The sequence below is a fragment of the Aquariibacter albus genome, from assembly GCF_014145335.1.
In the GTDB taxonomy this organism is placed as follows: domain Bacteria; phylum Pseudomonadota; class Gammaproteobacteria; order Burkholderiales; family Burkholderiaceae_C; genus Aquariibacter; species Aquariibacter albus.
The window spans coordinates 48399-72228 of record NZ_JACIVI010000007.1 but is presented as its reverse complement, the minus strand read 5'-3'; the positions used below and the strand labels follow the sequence as shown (position 1 = coordinate 72228).

Annotated in this window: 20 protein-coding genes, 1 tRNA gene and 1 pseudogene; 4 read left to right on the top strand and 18 right to left on the bottom strand. The window is 69.7% G+C overall.

Annotated elements, in window-relative coordinates; all coding sequences use genetic code 11:
* Position 1: 1 nt before the first annotated feature.
* The 4 genes from H4F90_RS14610 to H4F90_RS14595 form a co-directional block, all read right to left on the bottom strand.
* Positions 2 to 1456: a 2-hydroxymuconic semialdehyde dehydrogenase gene (locus H4F90_RS14610; RefSeq protein ID WP_182665899.1), complete on the bottom strand. Its 1455-nt coding sequence runs from the start codon at positions 1454 to 1456 to the stop codon at positions 2 to 4.
* Positions 1457 to 1490: 34 nt separating this feature from the next.
* The gene (locus H4F90_RS14605; RefSeq protein WP_182665897.1) at positions 1491 to 1934 is read right to left on the bottom strand and encodes a GlcG/HbpS family heme-binding protein; all 444 of its coding nucleotides are present in this window, start codon (positions 1932 to 1934) and stop codon (positions 1491 to 1493) included.
* Positions 1935 to 2082: 148 nt separating this feature from the next.
* On the bottom strand, positions 2083 to 3015 hold the full coding sequence (locus H4F90_RS14600) for a catechol 2,3-dioxygenase (protein WP_182665895.1): 933 nt from the start codon (positions 3013 to 3015) through the stop codon (positions 2083 to 2085).
* Between the two features lie 21 nt (positions 3016 to 3036).
* Complete coding sequence (locus H4F90_RS14595; protein WP_182665893.1) at positions 3037 to 3426, bottom strand: 2Fe-2S iron-sulfur cluster-binding protein; 390 nt, start codon at positions 3424 to 3426, stop codon at positions 3037 to 3039.
* Positions 3427 to 3626: 200 nt separating this feature from the next.
* Here H4F90_RS14595 and H4F90_RS14590 point away from each other — a divergent pair, with 200 nt between their 5' ends.
* Positions 3627 to 4532 (top strand): LysR family transcriptional regulator, encoded by a 906-nt coding sequence (locus H4F90_RS14590; protein ID WP_182665891.1) that lies wholly within the window; start codon positions 3627 to 3629, stop codon positions 4530 to 4532.
* A gap of 28 nt (positions 4533 to 4560) precedes the next feature.
* On the opposite strand, the gene H4F90_RS14585 is transcribed toward H4F90_RS14590, so the two are convergent.
* From H4F90_RS14585 to H4F90_RS14550, 8 genes are all read right to left on the bottom strand, one after another.
* A complete protein-coding gene (locus H4F90_RS14585; protein ID WP_182665889.1) occupies positions 4561 to 5619 on the bottom strand; it encodes an NADH:ubiquinone reductase (Na(+)-transporting) subunit F in 1059 nt (352 codons plus the stop codon).
* A gap of 16 nt (positions 5620 to 5635) precedes the next feature.
* Entirely contained in the window at positions 5636 to 5998 is a 363-nt protein-coding gene (locus tag H4F90_RS14580) for a phenol hydroxylase subunit P4 (RefSeq protein WP_182665887.1), read from the bottom strand.
* An 86-nt stretch (positions 5999 to 6084) separates the two neighbouring features.
* Positions 6085 to 7683: an aromatic/alkene/methane monooxygenase hydroxylase/oxygenase subunit alpha gene (locus tag H4F90_RS14575; protein ID WP_182665885.1), complete on the bottom strand. Its 1599-nt coding sequence runs from the start codon at positions 7681 to 7683 to the stop codon at positions 6085 to 6087.
* A gap of 36 nt (positions 7684 to 7719) precedes the next feature.
* The gene (locus H4F90_RS14570; RefSeq protein ID WP_182665883.1) at positions 7720 to 8019 is read right to left on the bottom strand and encodes an MmoB/DmpM family protein; all 300 of its coding nucleotides are present in this window, start codon (positions 8017 to 8019) and stop codon (positions 7720 to 7722) included.
* A gap of 20 nt (positions 8020 to 8039) precedes the next feature.
* The gene (locus H4F90_RS14565) at positions 8040 to 9038 is read right to left on the bottom strand and encodes an aromatic/alkene monooxygenase hydroxylase subunit beta (protein WP_182665881.1); all 999 of its coding nucleotides are present in this window, start codon (positions 9036 to 9038) and stop codon (positions 8040 to 8042) included.
* A 50-nt stretch (positions 9039 to 9088) separates the two neighbouring features.
* Positions 9089 to 9367 (bottom strand): phenol hydroxylase subunit, encoded by a 279-nt coding sequence (locus H4F90_RS14560; RefSeq protein WP_182665879.1) that lies wholly within the window; start codon positions 9365 to 9367, stop codon positions 9089 to 9091.
* 251 nt (positions 9368 to 9618) lie between these two features.
* Complete coding sequence (locus H4F90_RS14555) at positions 9619 to 11280, bottom strand: sigma 54-interacting transcriptional regulator (RefSeq protein ID WP_182665877.1); 1662 nt, start codon at positions 11278 to 11280, stop codon at positions 9619 to 9621.
* A gap of 311 nt (positions 11281 to 11591) precedes the next feature.
* Positions 11592 to 11668: transfer RNA gene (locus tag H4F90_RS14550), tRNA-Met, on the bottom strand.
* Positions 11669 to 11881: 213 nt separating this feature from the next.
* Here H4F90_RS14550 and H4F90_RS14545 point away from each other — a divergent pair.
* The gene (locus H4F90_RS14545) at positions 11882 to 12832 is read left to right on the top strand and encodes a phytanoyl-CoA dioxygenase family protein (protein WP_182665875.1); all 951 of its coding nucleotides are present in this window, start codon (positions 11882 to 11884) and stop codon (positions 12830 to 12832) included.
* Between the two features lie 120 nt (positions 12833 to 12952).
* Here H4F90_RS14545 and H4F90_RS15710 read toward each other — a convergent pair.
* Positions 12953 to 13138: pseudogene (locus H4F90_RS15710) on the bottom strand (glycine zipper 2TM domain-containing protein); the annotation flags it as partial.
* 93 nt (positions 13139 to 13231) lie between these two features.
* Positions 13232 to 14515, bottom strand: a complete 1284-nt coding sequence (locus tag H4F90_RS14535; protein WP_182665874.1) for a DUF5666 domain-containing protein — start codon at positions 14513 to 14515, stop codon at positions 13232 to 13234.
* Positions 14516 to 14707: 192 nt separating this feature from the next.
* Here H4F90_RS14535 and H4F90_RS14530 point away from each other — a divergent pair, with 192 nt between their 5' ends.
* On the top strand, positions 14708 to 15625 hold the full coding sequence (locus H4F90_RS14530; protein ID WP_182665872.1) for a DUF6502 family protein: 918 nt from the start codon (positions 14708 to 14710) through the stop codon (positions 15623 to 15625).
* A gap of 4 nt (positions 15626 to 15629) precedes the next feature.
* The gene (locus H4F90_RS14525) at positions 15630 to 16904 is read left to right on the top strand and encodes a DUF5666 domain-containing protein (RefSeq protein ID WP_182665870.1); all 1275 of its coding nucleotides are present in this window, start codon (positions 15630 to 15632) and stop codon (positions 16902 to 16904) included.
* A 113-nt stretch (positions 16905 to 17017) separates the two neighbouring features.
* Here H4F90_RS14525 and H4F90_RS14520 read toward each other — a convergent pair whose 3' ends face one another.
* The 4 genes from H4F90_RS14520 to H4F90_RS14505 form a co-directional block, all read right to left on the bottom strand.
* On the bottom strand, positions 17018 to 17779 hold the full coding sequence (locus H4F90_RS14520; protein ID WP_182665868.1) for a hypothetical protein: 762 nt from the start codon (positions 17777 to 17779) through the stop codon (positions 17018 to 17020).
* A gap of 91 nt (positions 17780 to 17870) precedes the next feature.
* The gene (locus H4F90_RS14515; RefSeq protein ID WP_182665866.1) at positions 17871 to 19322 is read right to left on the bottom strand and encodes a sigma-54-dependent transcriptional regulator; all 1452 of its coding nucleotides are present in this window, start codon (positions 19320 to 19322) and stop codon (positions 17871 to 17873) included.
* Between the two features lie 10 nt (positions 19323 to 19332).
* A complete protein-coding gene (locus H4F90_RS14510; RefSeq protein WP_182665864.1) occupies positions 19333 to 20697 on the bottom strand; it encodes a sensor histidine kinase in 1365 nt (454 codons plus the stop codon).
* A gap of 14 nt (positions 20698 to 20711) precedes the next feature.
* The gene (locus tag H4F90_RS14505; protein ID WP_182665862.1) at positions 20712 to 23717 is read right to left on the bottom strand and encodes a hypothetical protein; all 3006 of its coding nucleotides are present in this window, start codon (positions 23715 to 23717) and stop codon (positions 20712 to 20714) included.
* Positions 23718 to 23830: the final 113 nt, after the last annotated feature.

Below are 23830 nucleotides of genomic sequence, written 5' to 3'. Positions count from 1 at the left end.
CTCAGAGCTTGATGCAGACGTTGCGCAGCTCGGTGTAGAACTCCAGCGAGTGCACGCCGCCCTCGCGGCCGATGCCGGAGGCGCCAGAGCCGCCGAAGGCGGTGCGCAGGTCGCGCAGGAACCAGCTGTTGATCCAGCAGATGCCGACCTTGACCGCGCGGGCCATGCGGTGGGCGCGGCCGAGGTTCTCGGTCCAGACGGTGGTCGCCAGGCCGTAGCGGGTGGCGTTGGCCAGGGCGATGACCTCCTCCTCGGTGTCGAAGGGCGCCAGGTGCACGCAGGGGCCGAAGATCTCCTCGCGGATCACCGAGGCGCTCTCGGGCAGGCCGGTCCAGATCGTGGGCTGCACCCAGTGGCCCTCGGCCAGCGCCGCGGGCATGTCGGGCACGCCGCCGCCCGTCACCACGGTGGCGCCCTCTTCCACCGCGCGGCGGTAGTAGGACAGCACCTTCTGCCGGTGCTCGGCCGAGATCAGCGGGCCCAGGCCGACGCCGGGCTCGTTCGGCGGGCCGATCTTCAGGGCCTCGGCCTTGGCCTTCAGCGCGGCGACGAACTTCTCGAAGATCGGTCGCTGCACGTAGACGCGCTCGGTGCCCAGGCAGACCTGGCCGCAGTTCTCGAAGGCGCTGCGGGTGATGCCGGCCACGGCCTTGTCGAAGTCGGCGTCGGCGAAGACGATGCCGGCGTTCTTGCCGCCCAGCTCGAAGCTGACCGGCCGCACGCCCTGGGCCGCCGCGGCCATGATGGCCTCGCCGGTGCGGGTCTCGCCGGTGAAGGTGATCGCGTCGATGTCCGGGTGGCGGGTCAGGAACTCGCCGGCGGACTGCGGCCCGAAGCCGTGCACCACGTTGTAGACGCCCGGCGGAATGCCGACCGCGTTCATGACCTCGCCCAGCAGGGTGGCGGTGGCGGGCGTCTCCTCCGAGGGCTTGACGATGACGGTGTTGCCGCAGGCCAGGGCCGGGCCGACCTTCCAGGTCATCAGCAGCAGCGGCAGGTTCCAGGGGCAGACCACCGCCACCACGCCGACCGGCGAGCGGACCGCGTAGTTGACCGCGCTGCCGCCGTCGGGCGTGGTCATCTCGAAGCTCTCGGTCGGGACGTTCTTGATGATGTCCGCGAAGACCTTGAAGTTGGCCGCACCGCGCGGGATGTCGATGTGCGAGGCCAGGCTGCGCGGCTTGCCGGTGTCGGCCAGCTCGGCGGCCAGGAAGTCGTCGAAGCGGCGGTTGATCTCGTCGGCCACCGCATGCAGCAGCTCCACGCGCTTGGCCACCGGCATGCGGCCCCAGGGGCCGTCGAGCGCGGCGCGGGCCGCACGCACGGCCGCGTCGACCTGGGCGGCGCTGGCCTCGTGGACGGTGCCGATCACGGCATGGCTGGTCGGCGTGCGCTTGTCGAAGCGGCGCTCGCTGGGCACGAAGGCGCCATCGATGAAGTTGAGGAACTCGGTCATCTCGGATCCGGGTGGGAAGAATGGGAAACGGGGTTCAGGACGCCGCGGCGTCCTGCAGGCCGAGGGCGGCCAGGGCGGCGCGGGCGCAGGCTGCGTCCTGCGCGGCCGAGGCGCCGGACACGCCGATCGCGCCGACCCGCGCCGCGCCCGCATAGGCCGGCACGCCGCCGCCCAGCACGACCAGGCGCGGCCGCACGCCCAGGCCGGTCTGCAGCAGGGGGTCGGTGGCGAAGAGGCCGGCCCAGGCCTCGGTCGGAAAGCCGAAGCCCAGGGCCGTGTAGGCCTTGTCGATGGCGATGTCGATGGACTGCAGGAAGGCGCCGTCCATGCGCAGGAAGGCCAGCAGCTGGCCCCCGGCATCGACCACCGCCACATTGACCGCCACGCCCAGCGTGCGCGCATGCGCCACCGCCGCCGCCACCGCCGCATGGGCCGCCGCGCTGCTCAGGGTTTGAAGATTCAGGGTGGCATCCACCATCGCAGGACTCACAAGGTCAATCGCAGGCCCGGTGTCGGGGCCCTCCGGGCCCTCGACACCCCCTCCAGCAGACGCCGCGGATCCGGCTCCGCCGGTCCGCCAGCGTCGCCCCCCTGGGGGGGAGCGGCGCAGCCGCTTCGGGGGGGACTCAGGTCACCACGTTGAGGAAGTTCTCGTTGAGCTTGCGGTCGTGATAGAAGATCGCGCGCCCCAGCTCGTTGTCGGTCCAGGTCAGCGTGGGCCGGTCCGGGTAGTGGATGTAGCCGCCGGAGAAGACCTCGTTGCGGTTGCCGCTGGGGTCGAAGAAGTAGATGGTCTCGCCCCGCGTGATGCCGTGCCGCGTCGGGCCGATGTCCAGCGACACGCGGTGGCGCGTGATGAGGTCGGCGGCCTTGAGCACCTCGCCCCAGTTGTCGAGGATGAAGCTGGCGTGGTGGAACTTGTTCTTCTCCGGGTGACGGATGAAGGCCACGTCATGCGGCTTGTTGGAGCAGGTCAGGAAGGCCGCGATCTGCAGCTGATCCGGGCCCGCCACCACCTGCTCGGCCAGCTTGAAGCCCAGCACCTCGGTGAAGAGCTTGACCGTGCCATCCAGGTCGTCGCCGTAGAGCAGGCAGTGGTCGAAGCGGGTCGGCGACATGCCCTTGAGGTTGTCCGGATAGACCTCGGGGTTCTCCAGGGGCATGCCGTTGCCGACCTTGTCCTTCTCGGCGTACAGCTCGATCGCGTGGCCGGTGGGCACGGTGAAGCGCAGGCGCTCGCCGGTGCGCAGCATCTCGCCGGCCGGGATCCACTGCAGCGCGCCGGCCAGGCCGCTGGCCTCGATCTCGACGGCCAGCCGCTTCAGCGTGGCGACACCGTCGACGCGGAAGCCCATGAAATCCATGCCGGCCTCGTCGGCCTCGCGCAGCACGACGCTGTGATGGTCGTGCTCGTCCCAGGCCTTGAAGTACACGCGGCCCTCGGCATCGGTGGCGGTCTGCCACAGGCCGAGGACCGTGCTGTAGTGCTTGATCGCTGCCGCCATGTCCAGCACGCGCAGTTGCACGTGGCCGGGGCGCAGCACGCCAGTCATCGCCATGCTTGTCTCCTCTTGGTGGGTTCAGGGGGTGGGCGGCACGCGCTGCAGCGCTGCGGCCAGGAACGGTGAAGGGGCAGCCGGTTCAGCCGGTCGCCGCTCGATGCAGCGGGCCAGCTTGTCGACGGCATGCAGCACCACATCGCTGGTCGGGTAGGCCCGGCAGGCCAGCACATAGCCGCGGGCCTCCTCGTCGACGCTGACATGGGCGCGGCTCATCCGGTCGGTGCGGACGGTGCCGGTCTCGATGCGCACCTTGCAGATGCCGCAGCCGCCGCCGCGGCAGCCTGCGGGGATGCCGCGGCGGCCCAGCGCTTCCATGCCGCCCAGCAAGGTGCGGGAGGCGGCACAGCCGTAGTCCTCCTGCGTGTTGACGATGCGAACGGCATGGCGGGGCTCGCTGCCGGAACTCATGCCGACGCCCCCGCCATGCACCCGACGCGATGTGCGTGCATGCCCTGTGGTCTCCTTCTCTCCCCCGGCCCTGCGGTCTGCGCCGCGGCGGATGGCCTGGGATGGGCGGACGATAGGAGGGCAGACCGATACAGTCCAATACTCGATTTCGCACGTCCGATACCCAATCGGTATCGACTCAAACCGGGAGCCCGAAAGCCATGGAACTGCGTCAGCTGCGTGATTTCCTGGTGCTCGCCGAGGAGCGCAACTTCCACCGTGCGGCCGAGCGCCTGCACATGACCCAGCCGCCGCTGACACGGCAGATCCGCGCGCTGGAAGACGCACTGGGCACCGCGCTCTTCCTGCGCACGCCCAAGGGCGTGGAGCTGACCGCGGCCGGCGAGGCCCTGCGTGCCGAGGCCCCCAACCTGCTCGGCCTGGCCGCCCAGGTGAAGACGCGCACCCAGCTCAGCGGCCAGGGCCTGCGCGGGCGGCTGGATGTGGGCATCTTCGGCTCGGCCGTGCTGGACGTGATTCCGCGTCTGCTGGCGCGCTTCCACGCCGAGCGCCCCGAGGTGCAGATCGAGCTGCACCAGCTGAACAAGGCCCAGCAGATCGAGGCCTTGCGCGAGCGGCGCATCCACGTCGGCTTCAACCGGCTGCTGCCGCCCGAGCCCGACCTGGTCACCGTGCCGGTGCTGCGCGAGCGCCTGATCGTCGGCCTGCCGAAAGCTCACCCCCTGAGCCTGAAGGACGAGATCACCCTGCGGGACCTGGATCGCCAGCCGCTGATCCTCTATCCGGTCTCGTCGGCCTCGCCCCTGCCCGGCCTGGCGCAGCAGGTGCTGCAGGCCTTCGCGCGCGAGGGCGCGCAGCCGCAGGTCGTCCAGTCGGTCGAGGACGTGCTGACCTGCGTGGCCCTGGTGGCCGGCGGCCTGGGTCTGTGCGTGACGACGGCCTCGGCCGCCCGCCTGCAGCTGCCTGGCGTGGTCTACCGGCCCCTGAAGGCGCGGTACCTTCAGGATATCGAGCTGAGCTGCGTGCATCGGCGCGGCGATCCCTCGCCGACGCTGGCAGCCTTCCTGGCCCTGCTGCCAGGCCTGGCCGCGGCGGAGCCGGGCTGAGGGGCGGAAGGCGTCCACGGCGCAGGCCTCAGACCGAGCGGAACAGCGGGCTCCGCGGCGCCGCGAGGGCGGCGTCGGCGGCGGTGAAGAACTTCTCGGTGTAGATGTCGCGCTCGAAGAGGCGCCCCTGCATCAGCGTCTTCAGACAGGCCTCGATCATCGGCGGCGGGCCGCAGAGGTAGGCCTTGTGGCCCCGGAAGTCGCCCTTGAAGTGGGTCTTCATCGCTTCGTGGGCGTAGCCGCGCGCACCGGCCCAGTCGCTGTCGGCCGGCAGGTCCGACAGCACCGGCAGGTAGTGAAAGTTCGGGTGCTCGGCGGCCAAGCGCTCGAAGCGCTCGCGGTGGTAGAGCTCGTCGCGGTTGCGCGCGCCCTGCACCAGGGTGATCGGCAGGGTGCAGCCTTCGGCCAGCAGGTCCAGCACCATGGACTGCGGGCTGGACAGGCCGGAGCCGCCCCCGACGAAGATCATCGGCAGGCCGGCCGACTTGCGCACGAAGAAACGGCCACTGGGCGCAGTGAAGCGCAAGGGCTGGCCGACCTGCAGCTGTTCGTGCAGCCAGCCGGTGGCCCGGCCCTCGGGCACGCGGCGGATGTGCAGTTCGACGAGCTCCTCGCCCGGCCGGCTGGCGATGGAGAAGGCCCGCTCGCCCTCGACCCCCGGCACCTTCAGCATCAGGTACTGGCCGGCCTGGAAGGCCAGCGGCCGCTCGGTGCGCAGCCACAGGCCGCGGATGGTCGGGGTCAGCATGCGCGCCTCGACCAGCTCGGCCGTGTGGTCCTCCAGGGGCAGGAAGGCGGCATCCGGGTCCTCGTCGATCTCGGCCTCGATGGTGAGGTCGCCGACGGCGGTGGCGCAGCAGGCGAGGATCTTGCCCTCGTCGCGCTCGAAGTCCATCAGCGCGAAGTTGGACGCGTCGCCATGCTCGACCTCGCCGTCCAGCACCTGGACCTTGCAGGTGCCGCAGACGCCGTGGCCGCAGGCATGCGGCAGCCAGACGCCGGCACGCAGGCAGGCGTCAAGCACGGTCTGGTCGGGCCGCAGCGACACGGCCTGGCCCAGGGGTTCGATGGTGAGGGTCTGGCTCATCGGAGGCCTCCGGTCCTCAGCTGCTGCTGCCCGCCAGGCCGCGCAGGCCAGGGGTGCGGAAACGGATCACGGACTTGTGGACCAGGCCGTTCTCGGCCAGGGTCTTGGCCGGATCCGGCTTGAAGGGCTGGCCCGAGTCCAGCCAGCTCACGCTGGACCAGTCGATGCGGGCGAAGTCCGGGTGGCTGCCATAGATGCCGGGCAGCACCTGCCCGACCAGCGCGCCGAAGGGCATGTCCGGCGGCAGCGGCAGGCAGACCGGGGAACAGAACAGCAGGTGGTCATCCCAGCCGATGTAGAGCAGGCGCTTGCCGTGGAACTTGTCTTCGGTGTCGGCCACCGGGCCGGTGTAGCCGGGCTTCAATGCAACGACGGGCATGGGTCGTGTCCAGGAGGAAGGGCGCAGGGCTCCGCTAGCCACCGGCCCGGAGGGGTCGGTGGCACAGCGGTTCGGCAGGGTTCAGCTCAGGCGGCTGCGGCGGCGGGCGGCGCGGGCTCGGCGGGGGCCTGACCGGTCCAGCGCAGCCAGTTGGCGTGGTCGGGCGAACGGTCGAAGTCGCCCCCGTCGGCCCCGGGGTTCAGGTGGTAGTAGCGCAGCACCTCGGCGAGCGGGTTGAAGTCCGGCGCGCTCGGATCGGCATCGGCCGGGAAGCAGTGACCCTGGTAGATCTGGTGCACCGGCAGCCAGGCCTGGGCGTACTTCTCGGGCTCGTTCTCGAAGATGTCCTTGCAGCCGTCGGAGCAGAAGTGCATCTTCATGCCGTGGTAGCTGGTTTCGCGGTAGCAGATCTTGGTCGGATCGTCAGGCTCGGTGAAGAGCATCGGGACCTGGCAGGTCTGGCACAGCATGGGCAGCGTGTTGTTGCGCCACATGGCGCCGGTCCTGCGCTGCTGCTCGGCCATCCACTCGAAACGCGGGCGGTAGAGCCGGTCGAAGGTGGCGGGGTATTTGGCCGACAGCCAGTCCATCTCCTCCGCACGCGGCACCCAGGTCAGGAAGTCGGCCGCATGGCCGTAGTTGCAGAAGGCGGCCCAGGCCTCGTGGCTGATACGGTCCTTCTCCTTGCTCGCGACCTCGTGGTACTTGGGCATGCGGATGCCGTAGCGCGAGAGGTCCTCGAAGAGCGCGCCGCCGTTCTTCTCGAAATACATGGCCCAGGCTTCGCTCCAGCTCATCACGCGCTTGGGCAGCATGTAGTCCATCATCATCGCGACGATGGTCAGCAGGCGGTAGCCGCGCCAGAACCACTTGTCGATCCATTGCTGGACGATGGGCACATTGGCCGGATCCTGCTCCAGCATGAACTTCACCACCTCCAGGCCCAGCGTCATGTGACGCGACTCGTCGCTCTGCGCGGAGAAGCCGAAGGTGACGGTGGCCATGTCGCCGTTGTAGGCGGCGCCGCTCATGAAGGGCATGAACAGCAGGTTGGTCAGCACGTACTCGAAGCTGAAGCTGATCGCGGTGATGAACTCGAAGGGCCCCGCGCTCATCGCGTCCTCGAAGTAGGACTTCGGCACCGACAGGTACCAGACGCGGTCGTACATGTGCTGCGGATCGTGCAGGCCGTGGAAGTACTTGTTGAAGTGGCTGATCGTGTGGAACTGCGTCTGGCAGTGGCGCAGCTCGTCGATGGACTGCATCTGCGCGGCAACGCGGGCGCCGACGCCCCGGAAGTTGCGACCGCACATGGCATAGCCGCGGTGGGCGGCGTACTCCAGCGGGCTGACCGCCGTGAGGAAGAGCTTGAGGGTGTTCAGGTAGCGCGGGTCGCTGATGTTGAACTGGCCCTGGTTCTGCTGGAAGGCATCGATGATCGCGTAGAGCTTCTTCTCCTTCTCGCCCTGGAATTTCCAGTAGGCATCCATCGTGAGGCGGAAGGGGTCCTCCCACCGGTCCCAGTCGTGGATCTTGATGCCCTCGAAGCGGTCCTGCGGGAAGACCTCGTCCATGGACTCGTAGCTGGTCTCCCAGCCGAGGCCACGGGTCATCATCGCGTAGCGTTCCTTGAGGCCCAGTCGCTTGGTGGTGGGCTTGCTGGCCGAGGGGGGGGTGAGGCTCATGCGGGGCTCCGGTTCGTCAGGACGGGCGGCGGCGGCTCAACGCGCGCCCCAGCTCAGGGTGAAGTCCTCGTCGGTCTCTTCGATGTTGCCGCCGAGGGAAATCAGACTCAGATGCAGCTCCTGCACATCCCAGCTGCGGCCCAGCTGGGCCTCGACGCTCTCGCGGCGGATCACCAGCTGGCCCGGCGCGTCGATCTTGACCATGGCCGGGAACTCGGCGACGGTGGCCTCGGGGTTGTCGGCGACGATGGCCTCGACGATGGCCCGCGAGGCCTCGTTGGCCAGCAAGGAGATGAAGACGGGCGCGCGCGAGGCGGCGGCGGGGGCGATGGTCATGCGGGGTCTCCTCGAGGCGCTCAGGCGGCGCAGCCCAGGCGGGCGATGCGGGTGTCGAACTCGGCGCGGGCGCTGGCGAGAGCCGCCGGGCCGGCAGCACCCAGGGCCAGGTCGGCCAGTGGCTTCAGGGCGTCGAACAAGCGTTCGCGCCAGGCGGTGATCCAGCCCGCTAGCAGCGCACGGTTGGCTGGCGACTCTTCGGCGGCCGTCTTGACCGTCGCATCGACCCAGCGCTGCTGCTCGGCCGACCAGTCGCTCATGAACTCGGTCAGCAGGGCCAGGGCATGGCCGCTGCGCGGGCTGAGCGCCTCGACGATCTGGCGGTAGACCAGCGGATACATCAGGCCATCCATCACCAGGTTCTGCGCGAGGAAGAGCTCGAACCAGTCCCGGGTGACGAAGAGCTTCTCGACCTGCCGGCGCAGCGGCTGCCAGGCCGGATGCTCCAGCCAGGCGGCCTTGCCCTGGTCGAGCGCGCTGCCCTGGTTGCCGTCGAGCAGCAGGCCGATGCGCGACAGCATCTGCGCGATGCCGAGACGGTCCATGGCCGCATAGGTGCAGGCCTGGGTCAGGGCGGTGCCATAGCCATAGGCGCAGCAGTAGGTGTTGTTCATGTTCGCACCCCACTCGACATGGCGCAGGGGCACCAGCACCTGGACGAGCAGTTCGCGGGTGGACTCGTCGAGCGGGTCGAAGAGCCGGCGCTTCTCCGCAAACTCGAACTGCTTGTCGACCCCCTCCTGCTGCTTGGCCCGCGCCATGGTGTAGACGCCGTAGTAGTAGTGGCGCGGGTCCTTGAAGGCATACCAGTCGGCCATCACCAGGGCCGTGCGGCGGGGGTCGTAGATCTGGCGCTCGGGCTCCCACAGCGGCAGGTAGTGGAAGTTGGCCGTCGGCTGCATGTCCAGGGTGGCCTCCTGGTAGCGCGAGGCCGGCTTGCCCTCGCCCAGCCGGCGGGCGATGTGCGAGAAGGTCTGGCGGATGGGCTGGACGTCGGTGGTCCTGATCTCGACATGCACGGTCGTGTCTCCTCGGTGCTCGTTCTCGTTGAAGCCGCGCCCGCTGGCGCTCAGTGGTCCAGGCCGGGCTGGCCGTAGCGCCACTTCATGCGCTCCCAGTCCAGGCGGGCGCCCTCCTCGGCCGTCAGATGGGTGACCTCGTGGGTCGCGCAGAACTGGCGGAACTGCTCGAAGTCCAGCACCAGCTCCACGGCCAGCTCGGGGTCGCCGATGGCGAACTCGAACTCGACGAAGCGGCTGTCGCGCGTGCCGGTGACGCGCACATAGCAGCGCTGGCCGGTCAGGGCGGCGGCCGAGGCGGAGCGTTCGGGCGGGAGGGCGGCGTTCACTTGTTCAATCCATCAAGCGGCGGCCGGGGGGCGGGCCGCAGAGCCTCTTTAGCGCAACGGCCGTGCCAGTGCGGCTAAGTGCTTGATTTGTGGTCCGCCGCCCGGCGGCAAGCCGCCCAACCCGGGAAGTCCCGGATAACGAGCCGAGCACATGCTGCGCCGCAGCTTGATGAAATGGTGAAGCGCCGCGGGCGCCCGAAGGCGCCCGCGCAGGCGGCCCGCAGCGGGGCCGGGCCGACCGCCGCCGGCGCTCAGCCGGCCGGCAGGCCTTCCTTCTTGAGGCGGTAGGCCAGCTGCGGCCGGGTGATGCCCAGCAGGCGCGCGGCCTGCGAGAGGTTGCCCTTGGCGCGCTGCATCGCGGTCTGCATCAGGCGCTGCTCCAGCGCGCCCAGGTCCACCTCGCGCGCCAGCACCTGCTCGCAGAGCTGGTCCAGGGGATCGCCCGCGCCGTCCTTGCCCAGCTGGCCGCGGGCGTCGATCTGCTTCTCGGCCTGCGGCACCTGGCCGCCGCCGCAGCCCCAGAGGTGCGAGACCTCGATGGCCCCGCCCTCGGGCGCCAGCAGCACGGCGCGCTCGATGACGTTCTCCAGCTCGCGGATGTTGCCGGGCCAGGGGTGGCCCAGCACATCGCGCATGGCGCGGTCGGTCAGGCCGCGCAGCTTCTTGCCGTAGAGGGCGCTGAACTTCTCGATGAAGCGCTGCACCAGCGGCGCGATGTCGGCCTGGCGTTCGCGCAGCGGCGGGATGGTGATGGGGAAGGTGTTGAGGCGGTAGAAGAGGTCGCGGCGGAAGCGGCCCTCGTCCATGGCCTGCTGCAGGTTGACGTTGGTCGCGGCGACGATACGCACATCCACCTTGAGCGGGGACTCGCCGCCCAGCCGTTCGATCTCGCCCGTCTGCAGCACCCGCAGCAGCTTGACCTGTGTGGCCGCGGGCAGGTCGCCAGCCTCGTCCAGAAAGAGGGTGCCGTGATGCGCCCGCTCGAAGCGTCCGGCCCGCGCGCTGTGCGCGCCGGTGTAGGCCCCCTTCTCCACGCCGAAGAGCTCGGCCTCGATCAGCTCGGCCGGAATGGCGGCGCAGTTCACCGCGATGAAGGGCCCGCCCGAGCGCGGCCCCTGTTCGTGCAGCCAGCGCGCGAAGACTTCCTTGCCGACCCCGGTCTCGCCGAGCAGCAGCACGGTGATCGCACTGCCGGCGGCGCGCTTCAGCAGGTCGAAGGCCTGGCGGAAACCCGGCGACACGCCGACCAGGGTGTGGTCGTAGCTGCGCCGCGGCTGCACGGCGCGCAGGTGCTCCAGGCCGATGTTGAAGTCGATCAGCTTCTCGCCGATGCGCTGCGGCTGGAAGTACTCGACGTACTCGGCGTCGTTCCAGTCCTCCGCGGCCTGACCGATGATGCGGCAGCGGCTGTCGCCCATGCTGCGGCACTCGGTCTCCTTGAAGACGACCAGACGGCCGAGGAAGGCGCTCGTGTAGCCCGAGGCGTAGCCGATCTGCTGCCAGCACTGCGGGTCGTCGCCGTAGCCGAAGTCGGCGACGTGGGCATCGCACTCCCAGGCATTGGTCCAGAGAAACTCGCCGAAGAAGTGCTTGCGCTTGAGGTCCAGCTCCATGTGGACCTTCTCGACCAGCACCGCGCCTTCAATGGTGTGCAGCTGCGGACCGAGCATGAAGGCCTGCTCGATGGGCAGGCCGGCACGCATTTCCTTGAGCGCCAGTTCGCCGTCCCGCTGGCCGGACGCGAAGCCCATGCGCACCAGGAGACCGCGGGCGCGCTGCACGCCCAGCGAGTCCAGCAGCTCCTTGCGCAGTTCGGCCAAAGCCCGGGTGTGCAGCAGCAGCATGCGCTGCTCGTCCAGCCAGATGTGGCCCGAACCGGCGTTGAAGCGCAGCAGGGACAGCAGATCGCCCACGTGGTGTCTCCATGGCGGTCGCCGTCGTGCGCGGACGCCGCTTGTCGTGATGACGGCGGAAAGGAGCTAGAGCAGCTCCCGGTCCGGAGCTGGCAGGCCGCCCGCCTGTTCGTCTTCTGTCGCGGACAAGCGACCGCTGGGGTCGAAGCTGCCGAGCGATCTGCCCGGCCGCAACCCGAGACGGGCGGAGCGTACCTTGAGTCGGCGGGCCCCGCATCCTGCACAGGCCCGCGGATCGACGGGAAGGCTCCGGAAACGACAAAGCCCGCAATTGCGGGCTTTGTCGGGATCCTTGGCGGCCAAGGAAAATTTGGTTGCGGGGGCAGGATTTGAACCTGCGACCTTTGGGTTATGAGCCCAACGAGCTACCAGACTGCTCCACCCCGCGACTGAAGCTAACACTATAGCACATCTTCTTCCGGGCTGGCAGCAGCAGGCCCCTCGGCACCGGGAGTCGCCTGATGGCCTGGGATGGACGGCCCCTGCGGTCCAGGGAAGCCCAGCGGCCCTGAAAGCGAGGGCTGGCAGATACTCCCCCGTAAGGAGGAGCTGTCCGATGCGGCTCCTCCCGATCCCTTCTTGTACCGCCAACGAGGCCCTGATGCGCGCATCCCTCCGTGACCCCGTCCTGCAGGCCGAGCTCGTTGCCGAGGGGTCGGTGGCCGTTCCCGTCCTGGACGCCGAGGCCGTCGCTGCTCTGCTGGCCGACCTGCAGAGCCTGCGTCCAGCCGACGGCTTTGCACCGACCGCCCGGGACGGGCTGCTCAACCACCACGTCACGCTGCTGGATCGCGATGTCGACTACCGCCGTGCCACCCACGCCATGTTGGTCCGACATTTCCAGCCGGCGATCGACCGCTTGCTGGATCGGCACCGTGTTGTCGCGAGCAACTTCCATGTCAAGCAGCCCGGCGATGGCAGCTTCCCTTCGCATCAGAACTGGCCGGTGCTGCCGCTGGACCAGACTTCGGTGACGATCTGGTGTGCGCTGGTCGACGCCGATGAAGAGAACGGCACCCTGCACGTGGTTCCACGCAGCCACAAGCTGCTGCCGCATGTCGAGGGCCCCGCAGTGCGGTCTTACTTCGATAGTTTCCGACCGCAGATCGCCCGCTACATGAAGCCGCTGCCGGCCCGTGCCGGCCACGGACACGTCTTTGACGACAGCGTGATCCATGGCTCCCCGGCAAACCGCAGCCAGAGGTCGCGCATCGCGGTGCAGGTGATCTGTGTGCCCGAGGAGGCCCAGCCGATCTTCTTTCACCCCTGTGGTGAGCGCTTCGAGATCATCGCGGCGGAGAGCGACTTCTACGTCGAGCAGTCGGCCCGCGAGCTGACCGAGCGCCGCCCCGGCTGGCGCAGCCTGGGCTTTGTGGAGAACCGCAATCGCCCGATCGATGAAGCCGAGTTCCGCCAGCGTCTTGGCCTGCCGCCCGACCCGGCCGCAGCGCCTGCGCATGAAGCGGCCCCGGCTGCGCCCTCTGCGCCGCCGACGCTGGGCGAACGGCTGCGGGCGACCGCGGCGCGCTGGGCTCAGGCCCTGCGCGGCTGAACACGCCGGGCAGCACGCCCGGTCTCAGTCGTCATCGCGGTCCTTGTCGCGCCGGCCATCTCGGCTGCGGGACCCGGAGCGCTTGCGCTCGTCGCGGCCCCCGTCGGCCTTGTCGCCGCTCTTGTTGCCGATGACCCCGCCGATCACCGCGCCGCCGAGCGTGCCCGCGGTGCTGCCGCCGGTCAGCACCGAGCCGGCCGCAGCCCCCACGGCCGCCCCGACAGCGGTGTTGCGGTCGCGGTCGGACATGGAGGCGCAGCCGCCGAGGCCGGTGACCGCCGCCAGCGCGCACAACAAGCTGCGGATCGACGGGCTGCCGAAAGTGTGGGAAGCATTCACTGGAAGACTCCTTGAGGATGCGGACGAGCCCGGCCCGCGGTGGCAGGCCGAGCCCGAAGCTCAGTTCTTGCGCTCGATGCGGACGGCCAGGAAGCGCGTGCCGGCGCCACTGCTGCTGTCGCTGACCGCATCGACCTCGACATTCACCCCGCTGAAGCTGGCGGCACTCAGGCCGTCGCGGAAGACGGTGCGGCTGTCGTAGTCGATGGACTGTCCGCGGACCACGAAGGTTCCAGCGCTGGCGGTGCCGCTGACGGCACTGGCCACGCCCTTGAACTCGAAGGGCGCGTCGTCCCGGTCGTCACCGTCCCGGTCGTCGCCGGACTCGCCGCTGTCGAAGCGGTCGAGCTCGACCTTGCGGGCCTGCAGCACGCCGTTGACCACGGTGCCGTCGACGTCGACCCGGGCACCGAGCACGACGCCGCTTCGGCCGTCCTCGAAGACCGTGGTGTCCGAGGTGGTGACGGGATAGCCGTTCACCTCGAAGCTGTTGATGGAGGTGAAGGCGGTGACCAGGCCCTCGATCTCGGCCCGGTCGTAGCGGTCGTCGCGTGCAAAGCCGCGCGTCTTCAACTGGACGCGGGAGGCGGTGTAGACGCCGGCGACAGGCGTCTTGGCCAGACGCACGCTCACCAAGGCGCCCTCGACCAGGCTTCCGTTGAGACGGGTGAGCGCATCGGTCCTCACGTCGACCGCACCGACCCGGAAGGTCTGCGACGGCGCCGTGCCGGCCAGCCCGCTCAGGCTGCCACGGACCCGGTAGTCGCCGCCGTAGGCCGAGACGCTGGGGGACTCCAGCTCGATCCGGGTGGCCACCAGCGTGCCGTCGGCACCCGGCAGGCCATGCACTTCGACGACTTGGCCATCGCTGCCTGCGACCAGGCCCGCGAAGCCGCTCACGCCCTGGTAGATCGTGGTGGCCGTCACGCGCACCGGCGTGCCCAGCACGGTGAGGGTGTCGGTCAGGCTGTTCTTGGCCTCGACCGGGCCCTTCAGGCCGCTGCGGACTTCAAAGCGGCTGGCGGTGCCGCTGATGCCGTCATCGTTCACCCGGCCGACGACCTCGACGACCACGCCGAGCTGAAGCGGGTCATCGCTGCTGCGGCTGACGCTGTCGCCCTCGTCGTCGATCACGCTCGCACTGCCATCCTCGTAGCGGATGCCGTTGACGATGATCGACCCGAAGCCGCTGATCGGCCCGCTGCTGAAGCCCTGCGTGCTGGCCGCCGGATCACCGCCCCCACCGCCCCCGCATGCGCCGAGCAGCACGGCCAAGCTGAGCGTCGAGAGGGCGAAGGCGCAGCGTGCGCTCGCCGGACGGAGGGAAACAGATGCTTGGGGCATGGGGACTCCTGCAGGAATGGGAGGCGCGGGACCGGGCCGCGGGACGGGCCGGACAGTCCGGCTTGGCTGGGAACGCCCTCAGATTAATGTGCGTTTTGCACATTTGCAAGTCTGGGATCGATCACCCGAGCCCGAGACCGTCCACTGGACAGCAGGTCCGAGATGTGCATCAAGCCCATTTAGACTGTCGGCATGGACGGTTCTCTGCCCACCGACGACGACGCCCGGCCCGACCTGGCGGCCCTGCTCGCGGCCGTCCAGGCGCTGCTGCGGCCCCTGGCCGGCCTGGCCGTGGCCCGAGGCCTTCCCTACGGCGTGGTGGAGGAAGGCCTGCGCGAGGCCTTCGTCGAGGCGGCCCTGGCCGCCCACCCCGACATTGCGCCCCAGCGTGCGGTCAGCCGGGTCAGTGCAACGACCGGTCTGAACCGACGCGAGGTGGGCCGTCTGATCCAGGCGCGTGACGCAAGCACGCCGTCGCGGCCGGCCCGCTCACCGGTGTCCGAGCTGGTCACCCGCTGGCTGGCCGACCCGGCGCTGCGCGACGCCACGGGCCAGCCCCTGCCCCTGCCCCGTCAGGGGCCTGCACCGAGCTTCGAGGCGCTGGCCCAGGCCATCACCCGTGACGTGCACCCGCGCAGCCTGCTGGAGGAACTGCTGCGGCTGGGTGCTGCGCGGGTGAGATCCGACGAGACCGTCGAACTCGCGCAGGAGGCCTTCGTGCCCCGCGAGGACCAGATCCGCATGCTGGGCTTCCTGGGCGAGAACGTCGGCGACCACCTGCAGGCGGCGGTCGAGAACGTCGGCGGCCGCGAGCCGGCCCATGTCGAGCAAGCCATCTACCAGGACGCACTGTCCGTCGCCGCGGTCGAAGCCATGCGGCCGCTGATCCGCGCGCACTGGCGCCGCCTGCTGGCCGAAGCGATTCCGCGGCTCGAGGCCCTGGAGGCCGAGGACCGCGCGCTGGGCCGTGCCATGGACCAGCGCTTGCGTCTGGGCCTCTTCAGCTACAGCACCGCACGGCCGCCTCAGGCGCCCGAGGCGGCCGATCCCGAACCCGCCGCCCCCGCGGCACGACCTGCCCGGCCCGCACGCCGGCCGGGTCAGGAGTGATGACATGCCCTCGACCCCTTCGGCGCCGTGGCGCGCCCGCCGACTCCTGCTTCAGCAGATGCTGGGCAGTGCGCTCGGCATCCTGCTGTCGGCTTGTGGCGGCGGGGGCGGCTCGGCCGGCGCACCAGGCAGCGGCGGCACCGGCTTCGCCAGCGGGCCGATCAGCGGCTTCGGCTCGATCATCGTCAACAAGATCCGCTACGACGACCGGGCGGCCGAACTGCGCGACGACGACGGGCAGCTCGTCAGCCGTGCCGGCGAGGATCCGCTGCAGCTGGGCGTGATCGTGGACGTCGAGGGCCGGGTGGCGGCCGACGGCCTGAGCGGCACGGCCGACCGCCTGGTCTTCCGCGCGGAGGTGCTGGGCCCGGTCGACAGCGTCGACGTGGCCGGCGCCAGCCTGAGCGTGCTGGGGCGCAGCGTGAAGCTCAAGCGCAGCACCGTCCTGGCCGGCCTGGCCGGGATCGCTGACTTGGCCGCCGGCGAGATCGTGGCCGTCTACGGTCTGCCCGACGAGGGCGATGCGATCGTCGCCACCCGGCTCGTGCGCCTGGCCGACCGCGCCGCCAGCTACACCGGCGACTTCCGCCTGCGCGGCCTGCTCAGCGAGCTGAGCGGTAGCGGCAGCAACCGACGTTTCCGCGTCGCCGGCCTGCCGGTGGCAAGCGATGCAGGCACCGTGGTCAGCGGCACGCTCGCTGAGGGCGTGCGGGTGAGCCTGCGGCTGGCCAAGACGCCCGTCGACGGCCGCTACCGCGCCTTGCAGGTGAGCGTGAAATCCACCGGCTTCGGCACGGCCACGCTGCCGCGGGCCGAGATCGAGGGGTTCATCACCCGCTTCGACAGCCTGGCCGCCTTCGAGGTCAACGGCTACCCGATCCGGACCGATGCCAGCACCGTCTTCGAGGACGGCAGCGCGGGGGTGAGGCTCGGCGCGCGGGTCGAGGTGGAGGGCCGCGTGATCGGGGGCGTGCTGGAAGCCCGCAAGGTCGAGATCGAGACCCAGGATGACAACGCCGACGACAACGACAGCAGCAACGACGACGACGACGCCCGCTTCGAGTTCGCCGGCCTGGCCAGCGCCGTCACGGGCGATGCCGTGAATGGCCGCTTCATCGTGCGTGGCCAGCGGGTGGTCTACGACAGCCGCACCCGCTTCGAGGATGGCTTGAGTCCCGCCACGCTCAGCGGTCAGCAGGTGGATGTGCGGGCTGCGGCGGACGGCGTGGAGGACGGCGTGACACGCTACCGCGCGGTCCGCATCAAGCGCGACGACTGAGCCGGAATGCCAGCCCGGACCCGGGGCATCTGCCTCAGGGGCTGGGGGATCGGCCCCGGCGCACCGGGTCACAGGCCCCAGGCTCGGCGGGGCCGGTGGCCCGGCCGTCCGTGTCAGAGCCTGGGCGTCTGCGCCTTGCCTTCGCGGCGCTTGCGGGCGGCGGCTTCCTGGGCCTCGACCTCACGGTTTGCAGCCTCGTAGGCAGCGGCATAGGCGGGCACATCGACCAGCAGGGCGTAGTAGCGGCTGATGACTTCGCCGTTGCTGGTGCTCAGCACGTAATGCAGACGCGAGGCGCACTGGCTGAGGTCCGCCGGGGCCACTTTCTTCTGCTGCCAGAGCCGGAGCAGGAAGCCGAGATCGTCGGTGCCGCTCGGCTTGAACGCCGGGAAACCGGGACGGTCGGGCGGCCGCGGGATGCAGTTCGGGCGGCCCGCCGGGAAATCCCAGGCCAGCACGCCATCGCGCCCGGCGGTCGGCGTGCCGTATTTGTCCTTCAGGGCCGCGGTGTACTGCGCGAAGTTGGGCGGATCGCCGGTGATCGGCTCGTCACGCTCGATCGCCCACACCCGCCCGCCCTTCGGTGGCGGCGTGAAATAGACGGCCAGGGTGGGCCGGGGGTGGCCGGCGACCAGGAGGCGCGACAGGAAAGGCTGCGTCTGGAAGGACTGGACGCCGTCGCTGTAACTGAAGGCACTCTGGACCCGGGAGATCTTCAGGTCGGGACGGTAGGCCTGGATGGCCTGCAGGGCCTCGGCCTCGCTCATGCCGAGCCGAAGGCCGACGATGTCGAAGGACTGGGCGCGGGCCTGTGACAGGCCAAGCGCCAGGAGGGCCAGCACGCTGGCCCCGCGACGGAACAGATTCGGGATCACGCTGGGCGCTCCTGAGGACCGGAAACCATGGGGTCCCGAGCCTAGAAGCGCGGCAAGAAAGCTGTCAATACGTTGACGCCTGAATGCGGGCTCAGGCGCGCCCGAGGCGCTCCAGTCGGTAGCGCAGCGTGTCGCGGCTGACCCCCAGCAGTCGAGCGGCCTGGGTGACGTTGTCCCCGCTGCGGGCCAGGGCCGTCTCGATGTGGCGGCGTTCCATGCGCTCCAGGTTCAGGTCCGCATCGGGCGGGAGCAAGCCGGAGACGGCAGGCCTTTCGGCTTCGGACCCAGGCGACGGCGCCTCCGCGGGGCCGACCAGCGTGGGGCCGAGAAAGCCAAGGGCCTCCACATCGAGCTGCGTGCCACCGGCCAGCAGCACCGCCTGCTCCATGCCATTGCGCAGCTCACGCACATTGCCGGGCCAGCGGTGGCGGCGCAGCGCGGCCTCGGCGGCGGGGCTCAGGCTGGGAGGCGGGCGGCGGTAGCGCCGGGCGTGCAGCGCAATGAAGTGCTCGGCCAGGGCCAGGATGTCATCGCCGCGCTCGCGCAAGGGCGGCACGGCCAGCTCGACGATGCGCAGGCGGTAGTACAGATCGGCGCGGAAGCGCTGCTGCTGCACCATCGTGTCCAGCGGCTGGTGGGTTGCGCTGAGGATGCGCAGGTTCACGCTCTGGTCACGCAGGCCCCCGAGTCGCCGGAAGCGACGGTCCTCCAGCAGCTTCAGCAGCTTGACCTGCACGCTCAGGTCGGCCTCGCCGATCTCGTCGAGGAAGAGACTGCCCCCCTCGGCCGTCTCCACCAGACCGGCCTTGCGCTCGCGGGCGTCGGTGAAGGCGCCGCGCTCGTGGCCGAAGAGCTCGGCCTCGACCAGCTGCGGCGGCAGGGCCCCGCAGTTCAACTCGACGAAGGGCTGGGCGGCACGCGGGCCGCCGTAGTGCAGCGCCCGGGCCACCAGCTCCTTGCCCGTGCCGGTCTCGCCCTGGATCAGCACGGCCGGGGCCTCGGCATCGCCGAGCTGGCGCTCGGAGGCCAGCAGCCGCTCGATGCGCTCGCGCAGCGCGCGCATCGGGGGCGAATCGCCCCGCAGCTGATCCAGGCCGCTGGACTGCGCCTCGCGCTGCGCGTAGTAGCCCACCGCGGTCTCCAAGCGCTGCTGGCTGGACAGGCGCTCGAGCAGCAGCTTGAGCTCGCCGAGCACCAGCGGCTTGCTGAGGTAGTCGACCGCGCCCGCCTTCATGGCCTGCACGGCAAGCTCCAGGCTGCCGTGACCGGTCATCAGCACGATGCGTGCGGCCGGCTCCTGCTCGCGCAGCCGGGGCAGCACGGCCAGGCCGCTCTGCCCCGGCAGGTTGTGGTCGAGCAACACGATGTCGGGGCGCAGCTCGACCGCTCGCGCCAGGCCCTCCTCGGCAGAGCCGGCCGTCTCGGCCACGTAGCCGAGCCGGTCGAGGTAGACGCAGAGGTTGCGGGCCAGGGTGACCTCGTCGTCGATGACAAGGACAGCCCGGCCGGTGGCCGCGAAGGGAGGGGTCGGAACAGCAGGCATGACAGGCCGATCAGGCGGAACGGGCTGAAGCATCGACCGGGCTGCGCGGCAGGCTCAGCACCATGCGCAAACCGCGACCGGGTGCGGCCTCGGCATGCAGGCGACCGCCCAGCCGCTCCGCTGCACGGCGGGCCAGCGCAAGCCCCATGCCCAGGCCCCGCGGCTTGGTGGTGAAGAAGGGTTCGAAGATGGCGCCGAGTTGCGCGGCGGGCACGCCCGGGCCCTCGTCCTCCACCGCCACCACGTAGGCCCGGGCCTGGGCCTGCAGATCCAGACGGATGGCCTGGCCCGCCGCGGTGGCCTCCAGGGCATTGCTCAGCAGGCTGTCGAGCAGCTGGGCGAGCAGCTCGGGGTCGGCCTCCACCGGATGCGGCCCTGGCGGCAGGGTCAGCAGGAAGGGCTTGCCCTGGCTGCGGGCTGCCGCTTCGATGCGCGGCGTCACCTCGCGCAGCACCCGGCCCAGGTCCGCGCCGGTCAGCCGCGCGCCGCGCTGCTGGGCATAGCCCAGCAGGGTGCGCACCAGGGTCTCGATGCGATCCACATGCTGGATCAGCTCCGTGGTCAAGGCCTCGGGGGCATCGCCCAGCTCCCGGTGCAGTTCGGCGCTGCTGCGGATCGAGCCCAAGGGGTTGCGGATGCTGTGCGCCACCGCGCCGGAAAGCTCGCCAATGCGCACCAGGGTCTCGGACTCCACCAACTTGTGCTGCTGCAGCCGCAGCGCCGCATCGGCCCGCCGAACGAACCAGACCAGGCAGAGAAAGATGAAGAGGCCGCCGCCGGCCGCCGAGAGCGCCACCAGACGCCGACCGCCGTCGAGCGCCGCCACCAAAGCCACCGGGCGGCGATAGAGCTCGATCACGCCGATCACCGACCGGCCGTCCGCGGTCCGGACGGGCAGGTAGTTCTCGATGAACTCGTCGGGGCGGGCATTCATCAGCAGATGCTCGCTCTTGAGCTGGGCATCCGGACCGTCGGTGTCCCGGTGCACGACCACGTCGCCGCGCAAGGCCTCGTCCAACTCCTCGTTCGGCCCGAAGCGGCGACCGATCATCTCCCGCCGGCTCGACCACAGCACCTGCTTGTCCAGCCGGTAGACATTGATGCGCAGCACGTCCGGCAGCGCGCTGAGGTGGGCAAGGAACTCCAGCACCTCGGCCGCCGGCACGCCGGCCTCGCCCCGGAACCAGGGCGCCACGCCCTGGGTGTCGATCACGCTCTGCAGCATGTCCGCGCTGGTCAGGCCGTCACGCTGCAGCAGCTGCCGCTCGAGAAAACCGGAAATCAGCCAGGCCAGCGCCACGGTCACCGCGAGGGTGGCGGCGGCACCGGCGAGGATGAAGCTGCGGAGGAGGCCGAGGGCGGGAAAGCGGGGCATGCCCGCATGGTGCCTCAGGCGTCCACCTCCTCCAGGCGGGTCGAGGCCACTGCGAGCGCGCTGCCGGCTTCCCGGGCCTTGCGGACCAGGAGCAGAAGCACCACGCGCCGAAACTCCTCCAGCTTCTTGGGATCCGCCTTGGCGCCTCCCGCCTGGATGGCCAGCAGCCCATCCGCCAGCGCGGAGTAGCTCGCAACCAAAGCCTCCTCCAGTTCCACCTTCTTGTCGACCTGGGTCTGAAGCTGAACCCGCTTGGGGTCTTCCGGCTTCAACTTGCGCAGATCCTGCTCGGCCTGCTGAAGCGGCGGCAGTTCGCGCTTGCGCAACTCAATCTGCGCAAGCAGTCCATCCACCTTGGACGATTCCATCGAGTCCCACAAGCCGGCCTGGTTGGCGGCCCGCTTGATCTGCACCCAGCAACGCGGGCTCAGTTCCAGGGGCTGCGGAAGGTTCGGGATCGCGAAGTCGCCACTCGCATAGAGCTGTTGGTCTTCCTCGTAGAAGGTTTCGAGGTAGCTGACCACCTTGTCGACGCCCGAGTCCGGATGGTTCAGCGAGGCCTCGTTCAGATTGCAGGCCCTGAGGGCATTCCGGGCCAGCAGATCCTTCTCGACCAGGGCGCCCCAGGCGATGGTGTACTTGGCCAGCGTCGGATGAACCTCCCGCACCTGAAGAGCCAGGCGCCGGTTGCCCGGGTTGGCCAGGGACTTGCGGAACAGCTTCCAGGCGTCGACCAGCTCCTTTTCGTCGAAGTGCTTCTTGAGCTTCTCCTTGATGGAGATGGCGGCATCCGAAACCTTGGCGATCACGAGACCGGCCGCCGCTGCAGGCCCCCCCATGGACGCAGCCTCGCCGATCATCTTGGCGAGTTGAAGCGCTGCATCCACCGAATGGTCGGCGAGCTGGTTCCGCTGGTTGCGGACGAAATTGCGTGAGGCCGAGGACAGCACGCTCTGCGCCGCCTCGAAGTCGTCGCGGTTGTCCATCCAGCGCAGCAGTTGCTGCAGGCGCTGGGCGGCGGCGATCAGCTGGGCGACCATCTTCACGCCCGCTGCGGTGGCCGCCATGGCCGGCACCACCTTCTCAAGCAACTGGGCCCCGCCGGACACGAGCTGGGTGGCCATGTTAAGGATCATCCGGTCGCGGTTGATCTTGGCGATCAGGTCGTCGATGGCGGACGCATCGGCACCAGCCTGCTCCGTGGCCGTGAGGCCGCTGAGTCCGGCCTCGGACGCCTGCAGCTCAAGATCGACTTCGTTCTTGGCCCGGTCGATGGCCTTGCGGGTCACGCCATCCTGGGCCTTCTGAATGTCCTCCGGCGTCTTGAACGCTGCCTGAAGGGCCTGGACCAGGGCCGGCGCGTCCACGGCGCTCGCGAGGCCGGCACCCAGGCCGTCGAAGAAGTGATCCATCGCCGGCGCGAAGCTGGGCGAGGCACCCTCCTTCTGCGCCTTCTTGATGTCGTCCAGGATCTTGTCCATACCCGATGAGAGCCCCGTGACGAGCTCTTTCACGCGGGTGGCGGAGGCCTTGGCCACGGGCTCCACCGAGGGCGCAGCCGCATGCAGCGGCGCGCAGGCTTCGTCGACGGCCTTGCTGAGCAGATCGGCCGCGACCTCCAGCTTGAACTCCTTGCTGAAGACCGCCTCGACCAGCGCCCTGGGCTGCACACCGCCCATCACCAGTCGGCCGACATCGGTTGCAAGCGGCTTGCCCAGGCCCGCCTGCCCCACAGCCCCTTCCAGAAGCTGGGCCAGGGTCGTCACGCAGGCACGTGCGCGGTCTCGATAGCTCCCCATGCGCGCGGCCTCGGCCTTGCGGGCCACCTCTTCCAGAGAGGTGCCGAGGGTGGCATCAAGCTTGGTGTTGAGTTCCTCGGTGCTGGTGTCAAACGCGTCGAGCTTGTCGTCCTTTTCCGGATCGTTCTCCAGTTCGTCTTCCAAGGCCTTGCGCTGGCTTGCTCGCACCATGCCGAATCCCGCCTTGAACGCTTCGTTCATGGCCTTGGCCGCGGCGTCAAGATCGCCGTTCCGGGCGTGAATCGCGGCCTTCGAGCCCTTGACCGCCGTGGTGATGGCACCTGGGAGGTAGCGCGCGAGGTCCTCCAGGCTGCTCTTCTTGCTGCTGTTCTTCTCCTCGCTCGCCCCGGCCGACACGGCGCTGCCCACCATCTCCGCCAGGGCGAGCACGCCCGCTTCGAAGCCCTTGGGCCCGCTTGCGAAGTGAATGCCGGCCTTGACCGCGCTGCCGCCAGCGTCCAGGGCGTTGCCCACGGCACTGACGGTGGTCTCCGGAACGTCTGCCAGCGTGAGCGCGGAGGACACCAGGCCCTTCAGCACCGAGGTGCAGGTGGAGGCCAGGTCGGCCCACTCGCCGGCATTGAGCTGATCGAAGACATCCACCCCGGTGGTGATGGCCTGGGAGACCCCCTTCAAGGCCAGGCTGACGTTCTCTCCAACATCCCCCCCGAAGGACTTCGCCAGGTCGCCCGCCATGTCAAAGGCATCGGAGCCCATCGAAAGCAGGCGACGCTGCTCGGACGGCAACTCGGTGGCGGTGCCTTCGTCCTCGCGCTTGCGCGACTCGGTCAGGTACAGGTCGTTGGTCTGGCTGATCATGCGCTGGGTCAGCGAGTACTGATCCGCGATGAAGGTCTCCGGCAGGATGCGTTCGCGCATCAGCGGAGTCCAGAACTCGCGTTCCAGTTCCTGCGGCAGGAACAGCTCCTTGCCGTCGGGCCCCTTGGCGTTCTTCAGCAACTCATGGTTGTTGATGATCGCGTTCTTGCCGCGGTCGATCGTCTTGAGGGTCTCCGGCTCGAAGGCAGCCTGCTCGAAGAGGATCTCCTCGAAGTCGGCTTCATCGAGCTGGGTGGCCTCCACGTTCAGCAGCTTGGCCTTCTGCTCGAAGAGCTTGAACCGCTTCTCCTTGAGCGTCACTTCGATCTGCATGGCGCCCTGGAACTCGACCTTGACCTTGGCCAGCCGTCCGCGCACTTCAAGCAGCAGCATCTGTTTCATGCGCTGGCGAGCTTCGAAGGCCTCCGCCAAGTCGAGCGGCGACGGGCCCTTGCCGGGCGTCCCCTCAGACTCCTCTCCGGTCCCCCCGGTCCGCTTCGCGCCCCGCTCATCGA